Source organism: Arthrobacter sp. StoSoilB20, from assembly GCF_019977295.1.
Lineage (GTDB): Bacteria > Actinomycetota > Actinomycetes > Actinomycetales > Micrococcaceae > Arthrobacter > Arthrobacter nicotinovorans_A.
Window position 1 is genome coordinate 4,671,144 of sequence record NZ_AP024651.1, and the last position, 16,247, is coordinate 4,687,390.

Sequence of the window (16,247 nt, forward strand, 5' to 3'; positions counted from 1 at the left end):
CGACGTCGCGGTTTGGTGTTATTCAGGCTGCGTCGAAACCGGGGCATCGCGCCAGGACTGAACCAGGAAACCGCCGCCTGATGGAAGGCACTCGTTGGGCGGCAGGCCCTCGGGAGTGCCGCCACCGCCGAACGAGAATTCATCGCCGATGTTGAACGCCACGCCGTCCGGCAGCACAACCCCCTCGTTAGTGACTTTGGTTCCGAAGGGGAAGATCAGTCCATGGAATTTTCCGTCCCCTGGGTTGCTGACTATGCAGCCGCCGCTGCTCAGTCCCAAGGTTCCCGTGGCGAGCGCTTCCATGAAGACGTTTACGTCTTCGTCCGTGGAAACAGCCGCCTTATTGCCGTTGCCACCGGTAATAATCCTGGCGTTCCCCGTCGCATCTTTGAGCCCCGTAATCTCCGGCAGGGGCGAAAGGCCTGGCGGGTTCGACGCGTCCTCCTGAACAGTACCGGACTGCGTTGCAGCCGGCGCAGCTTGCTCGTTGGGGGGAGCCGGCATGGAGGACGTCAGGACCACACCCAGAACAACTGCTGCTGCCGCGGCCGCCAACCCTGCACCGGCCAGCACCCGGAGGCGGCGTCCCTTGGGCGAGCGTCGGTGGAGATCTTCTACGAAGCCCCCGACAGAAAGCTGCTCTGCATCGGTGCGCATGACGGCCAGGCTCTTCTCCCGGCTCCGGGCCAGTTCATCCTCTGTTACCGTCAAGGCGGGATCGGCAGAAGCCAGGCGGTCCAGGGTAGACGTTTCGTTGTTACGCATTGCGGGGATCCTCCGTGGTGTGGTCCGTCCGAAGCAGTTTGCTGAGCTCTTTCCGCGCCCTGTGTAGCCGCATCCTGACCGCTGTGGCCGTGACATCGAGCAGGTCGGAAACCTCGGCAGAACTGAATCCATCCCAGTACGTCAGGAGAAGGACCTCGCGTTCCTCCGGTCTGAGCCGGTCCAGCGCTTCCCTCACCTCGCCGTCGTCCGTACCCAGCTCGTGGGTTCGCTGCCGCTCCAGTTGCTGCGTGAGGTTGTGGGAGCGAACGGCTGAACGGTAGTGGTTACGGAGGACGTTCCGGGCAATTCCGAACACCACGAGGACGGAGAGTTCCTGGTCCTGACGGGACTTTTCCCAAGCGATCCGGAAAACGTCGGCGGTGAGGTCCTCCGCCGTCGACGCACCGTCGGTTCGACGCCGGAAATAGCGGTACACCTTGTCGTGGCACGCCGCGTGTGCCGCCAGGAAATGCTTCTGCCTGGCTGGCTCCACACGATCCCCCTGCTCCATTTGCAAGCTCATACCCCGTTAATGTCCGGCCGTAGGAAGAATGTAACCAACTTCCGGAAAAGGCCCGAGGTTAGTCGCCTACGGCGTCGCGGCCACGGCGGAGGATCAGCGGATCGGCGTCGTAGACCACGGAAGTGTCCTTGTCCTCATACTCGAACTGATTGAGGAAATAGCGCATGGCGTTGATGCGGGCGCGCTTCTTGTCGTTGGATTTGATGGTGATCCACGGTGCGTGGTCCGAGTCCGTGTGCAGGAAGGTCTGTTCCTTGGCGTCGGTGTACTCTTCCCAGCGGTCCAATGACGCAAGGTCCATGGGCGAGAGCTTCCAGCGGCGGACGGGATCGATCTGGCGGATGGCGAAACGGGTGCGCTGCTCCTGCCTGGTAACGGAAAACCAGAACTTGGTCACGTGGATACCGGCGTCCACCAGCATCTTTTCGAAGACCGGCGCCTGCCCCATGAAGGTGCGGTATTCGTCATCGGTGCAGAAGCCCATGACTTTCTCCACGTTGGCCCGGTTGTACCAGGAGCGGTCGAACATGACGATCTCGCCGGCCGTGGGAAGGTGCTGGATATAGCGCTGGAAATACCACTGGCCCTGCTCGCGGTCCGACGGCTTGGCAAGCGCCACAGTCCGGGCGGAGCGCGGATCCAGATGCTCCGTGAAACGCTTGATGGTGCCGCCCTTGCCTGCCGCGTCCCTGCCTTCGAACACGATCACATGCTTGAGTCCGCGATCCTGGCCCCAGTACTGGAATTTCAGCAGCTCGATCTGGAGCCGGTACTTCTCGATCTCGTACTCGTCCCGCGTCATCCGCTGTTCGTAGGGATAATCCTCGTTCCAGGTCTCCACCGCCGATCCACCGGGGTCGATCAGGTCGGGGTCTTCCCCCTGCCCGCCGCTGATGGTGTAGCCCAGCTCCACTAAGTGATCGATGGTCTCCCTCAGGTTGTCCCTGACCCACCAATTGTCCAAAGAAGTGGATAGTGCGTTTGCCTCCGTCATGCGGTCCTCCTGGTCAGCCGTGTAGTGCCCGGAGCCTAGCAATGACTGGTGACGGGAACGTGAACAGAATTGCAGGCCATCAATCGTGGTTGCGGCGGGACTCCGTTGTGGTGAAAAGCAGCCAGATCAACCAGACGCCCACAAGGATGGCGGCACCGGGCAGCATCTCCGGGACACCAGGGGCATCCCCCGGCGGAAGGAGGACGAATCCCAGGCACAGGGCGATCGCCACTACAACCGTGCTCAGGACCTGGGGAACAATCTCCAGCGTCCTGCGGCGGACAAGCTTGACCACCAACTCCAAGACCATGATCAGCACAATGGCCGCACCCATTCCCAAGGGGTACGCGCTGAAGCCGGGGACGAAGTCCTGCCCGGAAGCCCAGAGCATGAAAACCACCAGCCCGGCAAGGAGTGCCATCGAGGTGACGAGCGCTGCGCTGATCCTCAGGCCAGGCAACCGCCGCTGCCGGTCATGCCGTTTCCGTGGAATGTAGTCCCAGGCGCCGCGGGTGAGCCTGGAACCGACCCACCCCGCAATCACCACCAGAACGAGCGGGACCAGCACGGGTGTGACGTAGTTGTTGCTGACTGCCCAGAAGAAGGCTAGGAGCGCCGTGTAGACCTGGGGTGTGGCGAAGACGCCCAACCACCAGCCCAGCAGGAACTCCTTGCGGGCTGCCGGCAGGTCAAGTGGATGGACCAGAAAGTGGGTTTGCGGGTCCGGTAATTGGACCTTCTCTTCGATCGGATTCATTGTGTCCTCCAAGGGACCTTCTCAATGTAGGGCGGACGAAGACCTGCCCGTGCAATTTCGTATACCTTCTGGCGCGCCACTCCGAGCTCTCCGGCCACGGTGACGGCGCTGTATTCATCCAGGAGCTCAGCGACAGCCGCTGACCTGACTCCGGACGCCCTGGAATTCAAATGTGCGGCAAAGGCACTGACTTCCGCGGACAGCAGGGCCACGGCCAAAGGCCCGCCGAATGCTTCTGCCCAACCAGGACTGCCCGCTGCGGCAGCCGCGTATATGGCATCGCCGCCATCGTTCAAGACGGAGCGCACCTGCTCCGGGGTGATCCCCCGTTCTGCAAACCTGTTGGCTGCTGCTTCACGGGAGCCGTCGTCGGCTGCACGATGGGTGAGCACCTGCTGCCACTGCGGATCAGCGCCTGGCGAAGTTAAGCTGTCACCCCCGGGTTGACTGACCATGCGTCCATGGTGCCCGCACTTAAGAAGCCCGTCAACCCCCGGGTGACAAATTCACTGCCCGGCAGTGGCGAGCTCAATCCAGTAGCGCCTGAAGCGCTGGCCTTCCTCATCCAAGCGAACGTCTTCGAGCTGGCCGCCGTTGCGCTCGATGGTCCTGGCGGACGCCGCATTGCTGTCATCACAGGTCAAGAGGACCCGCCCGGGCCCTCCCCCGGCTGCCAGCCCGGCACATACTTCCCGCAAAGCCCAGGTTGCTGCCCCACGGCCACGATCGGAAGGACGCACGCCGTACCCAATATGTCCGCCCGAGTTCAGCAGGGCCGGTGTCAAGTAGTGACGGAAGGCGATGGCCCCCACATACCGTGAGCCATCAGTTATCCAGCGATAAGTGCAGGGGACGATGCCGTTCACTTCTTCGGCATGTTCAGCCTCAAGCAACTTATCCACCCATGCAGCGAAACCTTCCGCCGTGCTGATGTCATCGCCGGCAAACAGCCCGGCACCATCCTGATGCGTGCCATCCCATTCGCGGTGGGACTCGATGAATGACTCGTAGAAGGAAACGTCCGGGGCAACAAGCGTCAACATCCCTCGACCCTACCCCGGCGCGCAAACTCGTCCCGGGACAGCTGATTGGTCCTGCAGAACATTCGCCCGGCAACAGGCCTACGCCTGCGTCGAACCCCGGGGCAATTTCCGGCCCTGGACCGCGGCATGGGTCTTCTGGAGCGCCGAAACCGAGGCGTCATAGGAATGCTGGGCGACTCCCACGAAGAGGCAGTCCACCACCATCATCTGGGCGATGCGGCTGCCCATGGCCCCGGACCTGAAGGGCGTCTCGCGTGCGGCGGTATTCAGCACAATATCCGCCGCGCGCCCCAACGCCGAGTCGGCGTGATTGGTGACCGCGATAGTGGTTGCCCCTGCCGCCTTCGCTGCCGCGAGGAAGTCCACCGTGTCCACGGTGGTGCCCGAATGGGAGACGGCGACAGCAACGCCGTCGTGGTCCAAAAGCGCCGCAGAGGCCAGCGCCGCATGCGGGTCAGACCAAGCAAAGGACGTCCGGCCGATCCTGTGCAGTTTCTGCTGCAGGTCCTCGCCCACCAGGCCTCCTGCCCCAACGCCGAAGATGTCGGTCTTCCGCGAAGCGGAGATGGCCTTCACAGCCTGGGCGAGGTGGTCGACGTCGAGCACTTGTGCCGTGTCGGCGATGGACATGGTCTCGTTGAAGGCGATCTTGGAGACGATATCCCGCAGCGAATCGGACGTGTTGATGTCCTCGTAGACTCCCGCCGGGACGCTGTTGGCGAGGCTTTCGCGAGCGGTTTCCCGGGCGAGGTCCAGGCGCAGATCGGAATACCCGCTGTAGCCCACTTTTTTGTAGAAGCGCACAACGGACGTGGTGGATGTTCCGCCCTGTTCAGCGAGATCAGCGATTGACATCATGGCGGCCCGGGAAGGATCAGCGAGCACCAACTCTGCGACGGCGCGCTCGGAAGGGCGCAGGGAGGGCAATGCGGAGCGTATCCGCACCAAAACGGTCCGCGACAACTGCACGTTCGGTGCCTCTTCCATGGAGCTTCCTTTCAGACGGGTCAGCCCAGCCCACAGTAGCGGCCCGTGCATGTAAATAATTTACCCAACCATCGCATTGCAGGTAAACGATTGACGCACAACTCCACAGCGAATACGGTCGGTGTAAGCGACATCACAAAAGTTGTCATGCCCTGCTCATCTGAAAGGCTCCCCATGACACTCAACCGCCGAAAATTACTCCACGCATCGGGACTCGCTGCCGCAACAGCCGTCGTCGCACCCTTTGCCCCCGGCGCTACTGCTGCCAGCCTCCAAACCACCCGCCCCGGGAAGCCCGGCACCACAATCAACGGCGCCGACGTCGCCGCCGCGGACAAATGGAGCATTTTTGCCGGCCGGCGGGTGGGAGTCATCACCAACCCCACCGGAGTCCTGGCAAACTTCCACTCGATCGTTGACGACATGGCGGATAACGGCGTGGACGTAAGGGCCGTTTTCGGCCCCGAGCACGGGTTCCGCGGCACCGCCCAGGACGGCGGCAGCGAAGGCACCTCAGTGGATCCCCGCACCGGCATCACCGTTTACGATTCTTACGGCGCCGAAGTGGACGGCTACGTGGGCTTCTACGAGAAATCCGGCGTGGACACCATCTGCTTCGACATCCAGGACGTGGGCGCGCGGTTCTACACCTACATCTGGACCATGTGGGGAGCCATGCAGGCCGCCTCCAGGACGGGCGCCAGGTTCGTGGTCCTTGACCGGCCGAACCCCATCGGCGGACAGGCGCGCGGCCCGGTCCTGCAGCCGGGATTCGAGTCGGGAGTGGGAAAGCTGGGGATCGCCCTCCAACACGGCATGACCGTAGGCGAGCTGGCCAAGTACTTCAATGCAGTGCACTTGCCCGCAGCCGGCCTCACTCCCCTCCAGGACCTCCACATAGTGGAAGTGCAGGGATGGCGCCGCGAAATGACCGGACCGGACAACCGCGCCGCGTGGATCCTGCCCAGCCCCAACATGCCCACTCCCGAGACCGCGCTCCTGTACCCGGGTACAGCGCTCTTTGAGGCCACCAACATGTCCGAAGGCCGCGGGACCACCCGGCCTTTCGAACTGATCGGCGCTCCTTACGTGGATTACCGCTGGGCCGAGGCACTGAACAGCAAGGGCCTCGCAGGTGTCACGTTCCGCGAAGCCTACTTCCAGCCCACCCTCTCCAAGAACCAGGGAATCATCTGCGGTGGAGTCCAGGTACACATCACCGATCCTGCCCGCGTAGAAGCCTTGGAAATCGGCACGCACATGCTGGTGGAAGCAAAGCGGTTGTACCCCGGCTTCGGTTGGCGCGGCGACGCCGGGCGCTGGATGGGGCTGCTGAGCGGGTCGGCCCGCTTTGCCGAACAACTCGACGCCGGTGCTGACGCCCGGACCATCATGGACAGCTGGCGGGCGGAACTGGGTCAATTCGTCCGCGATACCCGCCAATACCTCCTCTACAACGGACCCCGCTAACCAGCCGGAACACTCACGATCGGAATGGGAACCCTCATGCTCAGAAAAGGAACTACGTTGATGACGGCCGCCGCCACGGCGCTGCTCATGACAGGCGCGGGAGTGGTGGCAGGGGGCGCCGCCGCAGCCGCCCCCACCACGGCACGCACGACGACGGTCGCTGCCTCGCCGGACATCGAGGCGATGATTGCCGGCATGTCGCTGGACGAGAAGATCGGCCAGATGACCTGGACGCACGTCTACGGTTCATCGGCCGACGACACGTCCATGGCGGCCAGCAACCAGGCCCGCTACGGCGTCAATACGCCCGCCGAAGTCGTGGCCAAGTACAACCTTGGCGGCGTCCTCTACTTCGCCTGGTCCGGGAACACCAACAATCCCCGGCAGGTGGCCGGCCTGTCCAACGGGCTGCAGCAAACGGCTGTAGGCCAGGACGGGACGGGCATTCCGTTGGCCGTCACCATCGACCAGGAAGGCGGCCTGGTTGCCCGGATCGGGTCACCGGCCACCGTCCTCCCCGGAAACATGGCCCTGGGTGCCACGGCAGATAAGGAACTTGCCAGGGCGCAGGGCGAAATCCTGGGGTCGGAGATGCGCGCCATGGGCATCAATGTGGACTTCGCACCCGTCCTGGACCTCAATTCGAACCCGGACAACCCCGTGATCGGCATCCGTTCCATGGGTGAAGACCCGGCGCTGGTCAGCGCCCAAGGCGTGGCACAGATCGACGGCATGCAGGAACACAACGTGGGCGCTGCTGCCAAGCACTTCCCCGGCCACGGCGATACATCGGTGGACTCCCACTATGGACTGCCCACCGTCACCTACGACCGCGAGACCCTGAACCAGCACCTGAAACCCTTCAAAGCAGCCATCGACGGCGGCGTGGACATGGTCATGACAGCCCACATCATTGTTGAGGCCATCGACCCGGAAATGCCCGGCACCCTGTCGCACAAGGTTCTGACCGGTTTGCTCCGGGACGAGCTCGGATTCAAGGGCCTGGTCACCACGGATGCACTGGATATGGCCGCGATGGCCGCCGAATGGCCCCAGGAAGAAATCGCGGTCAAGGCCATCCAGGCCGGCTCGGACATCCTCCTGAACTCCCCGGATGCGGACGCCTCGTTCGCAGGGGTCCGCGCCGCCGTCGAGTCCGGTGAGCTGACGGAGAGCCGCCTTGATGAGTCCGTCCGCCGGATTCTTGAGTGGAAGGTCAAGCGGGGAGTCTTCGAGCAGCCGATGGCGGACCCCAACGCCGTGGACCAGTTGGTAGGAACCGCAGGCAACCTCGCCACGGCCAACCAGATCTCGGACCGGGCGGCGACGCTGCTCCGCAACGAGGACAGGGTCCTCCCCCTCGCCCCCGGAAGCTCGGTACTCATGGTGGGCGCCGGTTCCGGCAAGCCTGAAACTGCCGCTCCCCTCCTGAAGGAACAAGGCTTCGCCGTCGCCGAAGACTACGAAGCCGGAGCCTCGCCCTCTGCCGCATATCGGGCACGGGCGGTAGCGGCCGCACGCGGCGTCGATGCCGTGGTCTTCGCCTCGTACAACGCCACTGCCAACGCGGCCCAGCAACAAATGGTGGCAGAACTGGCGGCGACCGGAACCCCCGTGATCGTCGTTGCGACACGAAATCCCTATGACATCAGCGTCTATCCTGGTGCAGCCGCCGTCCTCAACAGCTACGGCGTCAACGCGGTAAACTTCCACGGCGTGGCCCGCGCCATCTCCGGTGCGGTGAACCCCGGCGGCAAGCTGCCGGTCAACATACCCGAAGCAGGCGGCGACGGCGTCCTGTTGCCTTTGGGCTTCGGCCTCCAGTACGAAACCACGACGCCGGCAGCCGTCGCCTTCACGGACAAGCCGGGCCGGGGCCAGGACGCCTACACCGTCCCATCGGTGGACGGCGTGACCTACCTGGTGGACGGCAAGGAAATCTCCGCCGGAACGTACAAGAAGCCTGAAGGCACGGTGACTGTCACGGCCGTACGCGGCAAGGGGTACGTGTTCACCGAAGGCGCCGTCACCGAATGGAGCCACACGTTCACCACGGGACTTCCCAAACCGTAGGCCCGGGAAGAAGGACTACACCACAGAGGAGTTCATCAGTGCGACCGTGATGAGCAGGGCAACCCCGAACATGGGCAGGCAAAGGACCACGTTGGTCAGCCGGTTGTCCCTCATCACGGCCACGAACTCGCGGAGGAAGGCACTGGGCACGAAGTACCTGGCAGTGGGAGCACCCACTACCTCGGCGTTGATTTTCTGGCGCCGGGACAGGAGGGCTGCGCGGAGAACATGGTAATTGTTGGTGCACACCAGCACCGGTCCCTGGATACCTTTGTCGGCAAGCAAGGCAACCGAATAGGCCAGGTTCTCGCGGGTGGTGGTGGCCTGGTTTTCTTCCAGCACATCGACGGCCGACGCCCCCTTGGCCACCAGATATTCCTTCATTGCGGTGGACTCGGGCCGCGGTTCGTCCGGGCCTTGGCCACCGGAAGGCACCAGGACGGGCCTGACCGGTGCGCCGCCGTCGTAAATTTCCAAAGCCTTGTTCAGGCGCGCGGCGAGCAATGGCGGGACTTTGCCGTCAATCAGGCCGGAGCCCAGGACAATCACGGCCGCCGGATTCGCGCTGAACCGCATCCTTGAATACACCAGCGCATACCCGAGGAACACCACAAAGGCGCAGCCCAGGTAAGCGCAGAGGAAGAACGCCAAGGCGGCGAGACCCGCCAGGACGGGCTGCCCGCTCAGCACGAACAGGAAGGCCACAACGGGAGCGAGGAACACTGCCAGGCCCACGGCGATGGGCAGGAAGCTGCTGATGCCGGGACCCTCCCTGTGGACCATGGTGATGCCGTTGGCGATCAGGAAGCCGGCGAACACAAAAATGCTCACCACCGGGACCACTACGATCACCAGGTTCAGCCACTCGAACCACGGGTTCAGGTCGATGAGGAAGTCCAAGAGCGCCTGAAGCAGCAACCAGGCCGCCACCAGCAGGAGCACCCCGTTGCGGAGCCTGCGCCGATCGGACTGGTAGGAGGCAAGGAAGAGCCCCGCAAAGAGAAGTCCAAGGACCAGGTTCAGCATGGTCCAAGCCTATGCGCAGGTGTGGTCCCCGATGCCGCGGTAGTTGGTCACCACATGAGTAAAGTTCGACGTCGGCACAGCCTCACTTGGCTTGGATGGAGGCGAATCGGAGTTCGTACTCGCTCTTCGTGGTCGGACGCTCAACCTTCTCGTTCTTCGACATTCGCTATGGACGCTGGACGGATTCCGAGGCGTCCAACCACTCCACCGGTTCCCTGCCGAGCCCCGCTGCAAGGGCTGTCGCCGTTTCGCGCCATGACGTCAGTTCTGCAATCGCCAGATGAGGCTGATTGGTTGCAAAGGATGCCCTTGCTGCCGCCAGCACCTTCTCGGCACACGCCACCCGGTCATCCGGGCTCAGTGCCAGCATCCAAGGAAAACGATCGCTCATACGGTCCGCGAGCGTTCCCTCCATGCTCGTCGAAACAGCGACCAGTTGTGCCGCGAGTTCGAGCAGGGAAACGCGCGCCGCATTGGCACTTTCCGACATCAGCACCAGAGATTCGCCATCACGACGCGTGACCTTCACGGGATGGTCTGCAGCAGCCGCAAAACGTCCGCCGAGGATCGGCTCAGTTCAGAAGACTGAAATGACGTGCGGGCTCTAAAGGACTCGGACGCTGCCGTAGCCCGGGAAGGTCGGATTGTTCTTGCAGATTTTGTGGCTGCACCCATGCAATAACACTAGCTCAGAACGTATTCTGAAGTTCAGACCAGCTGGCACTCACGCTGGTCGTGTCTGTGCGATCCTTTGGGCGAAGTCGTCCAACGCCGCAGCCACAGCATCCGGGTGGCTCAGTGTGGCGTAATGGCCGCCCGGGATCTCCACCGGTACGGTTCCCAACCGGTCCTGTACTTGGCGCCGCATGAACGGCGCCGGAAAGAACAGGTCGTCACGGCACAAAATGGCCAGTGTGGGGACGTCCGGATGCCGGCCGGGCCAAGGTCCTGACATCCAGGCCCCCTGCTGATCGCGCTCCTTGCCACGGGCTTGCTGTGCAAGATCGTCCGGAACGAGGTTGAAGAACGCCTCGTCGGGGATGGTCTCGCGGTCATGCCCGGTATTGGTCCACCATTCACCGAAGGTCTCACCCGGCATGGGAATCATTGCCGAGAGGTACACCAGGCCGTCCGAATTGAGTTCATCGCAGACCAAAGGCGCCGTAAAGCCACCCAGCGAGTGACCAACCACGATGGTGTGCCGGGCGCCGTCGGCCGCCTCCGTTGCGGCGCGGGTGTAGTCCTTAAGCATCGCGTTCTTGTTTTCGATGGGCAGGTCCACCGCAATGACCTCATGGCCCGCAGTCTCGAGCATGGGCTGGACCAAGTGCCAGTCCCACGACGTGGAACCGCCCCCATGAATCAGTACGAAAACCGCCATCATCCCACCCATTCCGACATCGCTCCACTGGTGTCTGCGTCGGCGATAAAGCAGCATCGACGGCGCTGACTCCCAGTATGGGACGAGTCTGGGTTTTACCCCAGGCCCAATTCCCGAAAAGATACCCCCGGGGGGTACTTGACTCATACCCCCCATGGGTATAGATTCTAAATATGAGCACGCCAGACCTGAGCATGAGCCAACCGGATGCACCCGCCGTCGAGGTGGAACCGGAGCACACCGCACCCCACGGGTACACCAGCAACAAGGACGCGTACCTCAAACGCTTGAAACGGATCGAGGGGCAAGTCCGCGGAATCGCGCGGATGGTGGAGGACGACAAATACTGCATCGACATCCTCACCCAAGTGGCCGCAGCCACCAAGGCCCTCCATGCCGTCAGCCTGGGACTCGTCGAAGAGCACATCGGCCATTGCGTCGTTGGTGCCGCCTCCGAGCCCAACCCTGAAGCCCGAGCCGAACAGATCGACGCCAAAGTGAAGGAGGCCACCGATGCCATCGGGCGCCTGCTGCGGTAATTCCGCCAACAACCACCACACCATCCAACTCACCAAGGAGACCACCATGAGCCAGACCATCCAGACCAACGTCAACGTTTCCGGCATGACCTGCGGCCACTGCGTCTCCAGCGTGAGCGAAGAACTTGAGTCGCTTAACGGCGTCGAAAATGTGGCCGTAGACCTCAACCCCGGTGGATTGTCCACCGTGACCATCACATCAACCAAGGAGCTCTCGCCGTCTGAAATTGGCGAAGCCGTGGCAGAAGCCGGCTACCTGGTGGTAGCCAACGAAGCTTAGGAGTCCTCTTGAGTAGCCAGGAGACTTTCAACCAACCTGCACACAGGATCATCGAACTGGACATCGAGGGCATGACCTGCGCCTCGTGCGTCAATCGAGTGGAACGAAAACTGGGCAAACTTGAAGGAGTCGAGGCCAGCGTCAACTTGCCCCTCGAATCAGCCCACGTCACCGTCCCGGCAACCGTGACAGACCAGCAAATCGTGGACACAGTCAACGCGACAGGCTACAAAGCCACCGTCCGCCAAGCCCCACCCCCAAACACCCGCGAACCCCACCCCCACGAGACCCACACCAGCCACCCCACGGATCACGAGGGCCACGGACATAAGTCCACCCCACAGACCCAGGAGCATGGCGCGGCTGTAACCGAGCAGGCACCCGCACATAGCGGCACCGCCGGTGGCGTGCGGCAGCATGCAGGCACGAGCGAGCACGCCGCCAGCGGCACTGCCGGTGGCGTGCGGCAGCATGCGTCTAAGGGAGGAACGACCGAGCATGCCGAGCACGGCACCAGCGGCGCCGCGGAAGCCAACCACACCGAGCACACCCAGCACACCCAGCACACCGCCCACGAAGACCACATGGCCCACGGCCCCGCCGCCTCGACGCTCCGCCCGCGCCTGATTGTTGCGGCGCTTCTGACAATTCCAGTGTTTGCCATCTCCATGATTCCCGCCCTCCAATTCGCCAACTGGGGCTGGGTTGCCGGAGCACTGGCCCTGCCGGTGGTGAGCTGGGCTGCCTGGCCGTTCCACCGCGCTGCCGCAGTGAATGCCCGACACTTTGCCTCAACCATGGACACCCTGGTCTCCATTGGTGTCATTGCGGCGTACTTGTACTCTGCGTGGCAGTTGTTTGCCGATCCCCGGATGACTGAACACCCCGGCATGGAAAGCATGTCCGGCGGCGGCCTGTACTTCGAGGTCGCGGCTGTGGTCACCACTTTCCTGCTGCTGGGCCGCTACCTTGAGGCGAACGCGAAGGCCAAGGCCGGCAATGCGCTCAAGGCCCTCCTGAATTTGGGCGCCAAGGACGCCACCATCCTGGTGGACGGCGTGGAGGAGAAGATCCCTGCCGATCAACTTTTGGTGGACGACGTCATAGTGGTCCGCCCCGGTGAGAAGATCGCCACCGATGGCGTGGTCACGGATGGTGCTTCCGCCGTCGATGCTTCACTGGTGACCGGCGAATCGGTGCCCGTGGAAGTCGGTCCGGGCAGCGCTGTGACAGGTGCAACGATCAACACTTCGGGCCGCCTGCTGGTGCGGGCAACCCGCGTTGGGTCGGACACGACGCTCGCCCAGATGGGTCGACTGGTCAGCCAGGCACAGACTGGAAAAGCGCCCATTGCGCGGCTTGCGGACAGGATCAGTTCGGTGTTCGTGCCGATCGTGCTGGTCATCGCCCTGGTCACGTTCCTGCTGTGGCTGTTCTTCTCCGGTGACCTCAACGCAGCCTTCACGGCTGCCGTCGCGGTCCTGGTGATCGCCTGCCCCTGCGCCTTGGGCCTGGCGACTCCGGTGGGACTGCTGACGGGAACCGGCCGTGGAGCCCAACTGGGCATCCTCATCAAGGGGCCGCAGGTTCTTGAGGACACCCGGCACGTGGACACCATCCTGCTGGACAAGACGGGCACCGTGACCAGCGGGAAGCTCGCCGTGGACCACACCGTGGGCCTCAACGGCTACTCATCGGCCACCGTACTGACGCTGGCTGGAGCGGTTGAAGCCGCCTCTGAACACCCGATCGCCCACGCGATTGCGGCCTCGGCGCAGGAAGCAACCCACGACGGCGGCAGCCTGCCTCGCGTTGAAGGCTTCAGTTCCGCACCGGGCGGCGGCGTCCGGGGAACCGTTGCTTTCGAGGGAACCACCAAGACCGTGGTTGTCGGGCGCTCCGGCTGGCTCGAGGAGAACGGCATCACGCTCGACTCCAGCCAGCGGGAAGCACTCGCTGCAGAGGAAAACGCGGGCGCCACGGCAATCTGGGTTGCGGTTGACGGCCAGCCGGCCGGCATCATCAGCCTGAGCGATACCATCAAGCCCGGTTCGGCAGCGGCAATCCAAAAGTTGAAGGACCTGGGCATCCGTCCCATCCTGTTGACCGGCGACAACGCTGCCGTGGCCGCGCAAGTAGCGGCCGCCGTCGGGATTTCAGCGGACGATGTCTTCGCCGGTGTCCTGCCCGAAGGCAAGGTCGAGGCAGTCCGGAAACTCCAGGCCTCCGGGGCCACCGTGGCCATGGCCGGTGACGGCGTGAATGACGCTGCCGCCTTGGCACAGTCGGACCTTGGCATCGCGATGGGCTCGGGCACGGATGTTGCCATCGAGGCATCCGATCTCACGGTGATGGGTAGCGACCTTGGTCAGCTGGTGCAGGCAATTGAGTTGTCCCGCAAGACCCTGTCCACCATCAAGACCAACCTGTTCTGGGCGTTCTTCTACAACGCAATCGGCATCCCGGTGGCGGCACTGGGATTCCTGAACCCCATGATCGCCGGCGCAGCGATGGCAGCGAGCTCGGTGCTGGTAGTAGCCAACTCGCTGAGGCTGCGCTCCTTCGGTAAGTAGCCCCAGGAACGGAAGCAGGGCCCGGCTAGGCTGTCCCGAAACGGACGGCCGACCGGGCCTTTGCCTTGGCTGCTTCCTCGTCCCGGTTCTTCGCCGGAGCATTGCTCACCAAGGAGTCCAGGAGATGTTGCGTAATATGCGCGATCTCGTGGACAGCCTCCGCGAAGGCTTCCTCGTTGGCCTTGGAAGGCTTGGTGGATCCGCTGATTTTGCGCACATACTGCAGCGCTGCGGCCTCCACTTCGGCATTCGTGGCATGCGGTTCGAAGTTATGCAGGGTCCTGATATTGCGGCACATAACCCCATGCTAACTATGGGCAGTGCTGCATGGGGAGGGGTGCCCATCGACGGTTTTTGGATTCCCGGGATAGGTTTTAGTTATTGGATCTTCCGGATGAGCCGGAGGCCGCTGGGGATGCCGAAGAGCTCGGGTCCGAACAAATGAAGGAGAATCTCATGGCTATTTGGGGTGCAGATGTTGATCAGCTTCGTCAGCTCGGTAACAAGCTGAAGGCAGGTGCCGAGAACATCGAGCAGCAGCGTTCACAGCTCAAGGGCGCGCTTGATGGCACCGACTGGAAGGGCCCGGACGCTGACAAGTTCCGCGGCGAGTGGGACAGCCAGCACGCTTCGAACCTGAAGAAGGTTGCCGACGCACTTCGCGAAGCCGGCGACCGCGCTCAGAAGAACGCTGAGCAGCAGCAGCAGGCTTCCAACTAAGACAGTTGGGAAGAACCCGGACGCACCAGCGTCCGGGTTCTTTGCTGTTAAAGCCGCTTAGCTGCGGGGCGACTCGGTGACGGAACCGCTCGGGACGGGTTCGACGTCGTTCGGGTGGTCCAGGACGCGGGCGGCGCGGCGGTCGCCCCGGAGCTCGTCAACCCGGACCAGGACGACGCCGCCCACAATGAGGAGGCCGCCCAGCAATTGAATTGGCCCCGGGAGTTCGCCCAGCAGCAGCCATGCCCAGATCACGGCGAACAGCACTTCGGTCAGTGAGACGAAGGATGCCACCTTCGAACCCAGGCTCCTCGCGGCCATGATGCCGGAAACGTAGGCGAGCACTGTGGCCAGGATGATGAGCCCGACGGCGGACACCCACCACGGAGTGGTCCACGGGCCAAGGGTTGTGTCGGCAGCGCTGAACGTCATGGGGAGCAGCCCCAACAGGCCTACCAGCCACATCACCACTGCACCGACCAGGAGGCCGCCGGAAGCGAGCACCAGTGGAGGCAGGGTGTCATTCTCCTTGGCGGTAATGAAGAAGTAGATCACCAGGCACACGGCCGCTGCCATGCCCCACAGGACTCCGACGAAGTCCACCTTCACGGCACCTGTCAGGTCAAGCACCAGGACCAATCCGCAAAGCGAGAGCAGGGTCCCGGCAGCCGTCAGCGCGCGAGGCCGCCGCCGGCTGGCAATCCAGAGCCAGAGGACAATCATCACCGGAGCCAGGTACTCGAGCAGCAGGGCAACACCTACGGACAACCGCGCCACGGCGTTGAAGTAGAACAGTTGGCACCCTGCCACACCGATCAGTCCGAAGAGCAGGATGGTGAGCCAGTTGTCCTTGAGTTGGTGCCAGCGGCCACGAAGAACCACGACGGCGGGTATCAGCAGGATCAGCGCAGCACCTGTAAGGCGCACGGCAACTGCGGCGCCGGGTGACCAGCCGGTTTCCAGCATCGACTTGGCGAATGAGCCGGACGTGCCAAAGACAGCGGAAGAAAAGAGTGCGATGCCGAGTCCTGATGCCAGGAAACCTTTTGCATCAGCCTTCGTCGTTGGAGCTGACACAGCAGCCTCCTGTCAGGAGTAAAGTGGGCTTATGGTCAT

Annotated in this window: 18 protein-coding genes; 6 read left to right on the forward strand and 12 right to left on the reverse strand. The window is 63.1% G+C overall.

Annotated features, from left to right (window positions below):
* Positions 1 to 18 precede the first annotated feature (18 nt).
* From LDN85_RS21325 to LDN85_RS21355, 7 genes are all read right to left on the reverse strand, one after another.
* Positions 19 to 765, reverse strand: a complete 747-nt coding sequence (locus LDN85_RS21325) for a hypothetical protein (RefSeq protein ID WP_051420912.1) — start codon at positions 763 to 765, stop codon at positions 19 to 21.
* Complete coding sequence (locus tag LDN85_RS21330; protein ID WP_081733321.1) at positions 758 to 1,288, reverse strand: RNA polymerase sigma factor; 531 nt, start codon at positions 1,286 to 1,288, stop codon at positions 758 to 760. Before LDN85_RS21330 ends, LDN85_RS21325 begins: the two co-directional genes overlap by 8 nt.
* 58 nt (positions 1,289 to 1,346) lie before the next feature.
* Positions 1,347 to 2,282, reverse strand: coding sequence for a polyphosphate kinase 2 (gene ppk2 / locus LDN85_RS21335; RefSeq protein ID WP_043433022.1), 936 nt, complete (start codon positions 2,280 to 2,282; stop codon positions 1,347 to 1,349).
* 79 nt (positions 2,283 to 2,361) lie between these two features.
* On the reverse strand, positions 2,362 to 3,039 hold the full coding sequence (locus LDN85_RS21340) for a hypothetical protein (protein ID WP_026547735.1): 678 nt from the start codon (positions 3,037 to 3,039) through the stop codon (positions 2,362 to 2,364).
* Positions 3,036 to 3,494: a hypothetical protein gene (locus LDN85_RS21345; protein ID WP_026547736.1), complete on the reverse strand. Its 459-nt coding sequence runs from the start codon at positions 3,492 to 3,494 to the stop codon at positions 3,036 to 3,038. Before LDN85_RS21345 ends, LDN85_RS21340 begins: the two co-directional genes overlap by 4 nt.
* Before the next feature lie 51 nt (positions 3,495 to 3,545).
* A complete protein-coding gene (locus LDN85_RS21350; protein WP_026547737.1) occupies positions 3,546 to 4,082 on the reverse strand; it encodes a GNAT family N-acetyltransferase in 537 nt (178 codons plus the stop codon).
* A 78-nt stretch (positions 4,083 to 4,160) separates the two neighbouring features.
* Positions 4,161 to 5,069 carry a MurR/RpiR family transcriptional regulator gene (locus tag LDN85_RS21355; RefSeq protein ID WP_026547738.1) on the reverse strand — a complete coding sequence of 303 codons (909 nt, stop codon included), beginning with the start codon at positions 5,067 to 5,069 and terminating at the stop codon, positions 4,161 to 4,163.
* Positions 5,070 to 5,243: 174 nt separating this feature from the next.
* On the opposite strand from LDN85_RS21355, the gene LDN85_RS21360 reads away from it, so the two are divergent.
* Together LDN85_RS21360 and LDN85_RS21365 are read left to right on the forward strand one after the other, a co-directional pair.
* Entirely contained in the window at positions 5,244 to 6,539 is a 1,296-nt protein-coding gene (locus tag LDN85_RS21360) for a DUF1343 domain-containing protein (RefSeq protein ID WP_026547739.1), read from the forward strand.
* 60 nt (positions 6,540 to 6,599) lie between these two features.
* Entirely contained in the window at positions 6,600 to 8,612 is a 2,013-nt protein-coding gene (locus tag LDN85_RS21365) for a glycoside hydrolase family 3 protein (protein WP_223944241.1), read from the forward strand.
* A gap of 15 nt (positions 8,613 to 8,627) precedes the next feature.
* Here LDN85_RS21365 and LDN85_RS21370 read toward each other — a convergent pair whose 3' ends face one another.
* From LDN85_RS21370 to LDN85_RS21380, 3 genes are all read right to left on the reverse strand, one after another.
* A complete protein-coding gene (locus tag LDN85_RS21370; RefSeq protein ID WP_026547741.1) occupies positions 8,628 to 9,638 on the reverse strand; it encodes a YdcF family protein in 1,011 nt (336 codons plus the stop codon).
* A gap of 166 nt (positions 9,639 to 9,804) precedes the next feature.
* Positions 9,805 to 10,167 carry a prevent-host-death protein gene (locus tag LDN85_RS21375; RefSeq protein ID WP_346347054.1) on the reverse strand — a complete coding sequence of 121 codons (363 nt, stop codon included), beginning with the start codon at positions 10,165 to 10,167 and terminating at the stop codon, positions 9,805 to 9,807.
* A gap of 195 nt (positions 10,168 to 10,362) precedes the next feature.
* Complete coding sequence (locus LDN85_RS21380) at positions 10,363 to 11,022, reverse strand: alpha/beta hydrolase (protein WP_026547742.1); 660 nt, start codon at positions 11,020 to 11,022, stop codon at positions 10,363 to 10,365.
* Positions 11,023 to 11,192: 170 nt separating this feature from the next.
* On the opposite strand from LDN85_RS21380, the gene LDN85_RS21385 reads away from it, so the two are divergent.
* The 3 genes from LDN85_RS21385 to LDN85_RS21395 are packed head-to-tail and all read left to right on the forward strand — an operon-like array spanning position 11,193 to position 14,411.
* Positions 11,193 to 11,558, forward strand: a complete 366-nt coding sequence (locus LDN85_RS21385) for a metal-sensitive transcriptional regulator (protein WP_026541103.1) — start codon at positions 11,193 to 11,195, stop codon at positions 11,556 to 11,558.
* Positions 11,559 to 11,604: 46 nt separating this feature from the next.
* The gene (locus LDN85_RS21390; RefSeq protein WP_026541102.1) at positions 11,605 to 11,838 is read left to right on the forward strand and encodes a heavy-metal-associated domain-containing protein; all 234 of its coding nucleotides are present in this window, start codon (positions 11,605 to 11,607) and stop codon (positions 11,836 to 11,838) included.
* A gap of 8 nt (positions 11,839 to 11,846) precedes the next feature.
* Positions 11,847 to 14,411 (forward strand): heavy metal translocating P-type ATPase, encoded by a 2,565-nt coding sequence (locus tag LDN85_RS21395; protein ID WP_275966470.1) that lies wholly within the window; start codon positions 11,847 to 11,849, stop codon positions 14,409 to 14,411.
* 25 nt (positions 14,412 to 14,436) lie between these two features.
* On the opposite strand, the gene LDN85_RS21400 is transcribed toward LDN85_RS21395, so the two are convergent.
* Positions 14,437 to 14,709 carry a DUF2277 domain-containing protein gene (locus tag LDN85_RS21400; RefSeq protein WP_026541100.1) on the reverse strand — a complete coding sequence of 91 codons (273 nt, stop codon included), beginning with the start codon at positions 14,707 to 14,709 and terminating at the stop codon, positions 14,437 to 14,439.
* A 158-nt stretch (positions 14,710 to 14,867) separates the two neighbouring features.
* On the opposite strand from LDN85_RS21400, the gene LDN85_RS21405 reads away from it, so the two are divergent.
* On the forward strand, positions 14,868 to 15,131 hold the full coding sequence (locus tag LDN85_RS21405) for a WXG100 family type VII secretion target (protein ID WP_011776688.1): 264 nt from the start codon (positions 14,868 to 14,870) through the stop codon (positions 15,129 to 15,131).
* A gap of 57 nt (positions 15,132 to 15,188) precedes the next feature.
* Here LDN85_RS21405 and LDN85_RS21410 read toward each other — a convergent pair whose 3' ends face one another.
* Complete coding sequence (locus tag LDN85_RS21410; protein ID WP_223944242.1) at positions 15,189 to 16,208, reverse strand: EamA family transporter; 1,020 nt, start codon at positions 16,206 to 16,208, stop codon at positions 15,189 to 15,191.
* Between the last annotated feature and the right edge of the window lie 39 nt (positions 16,209 to 16,247).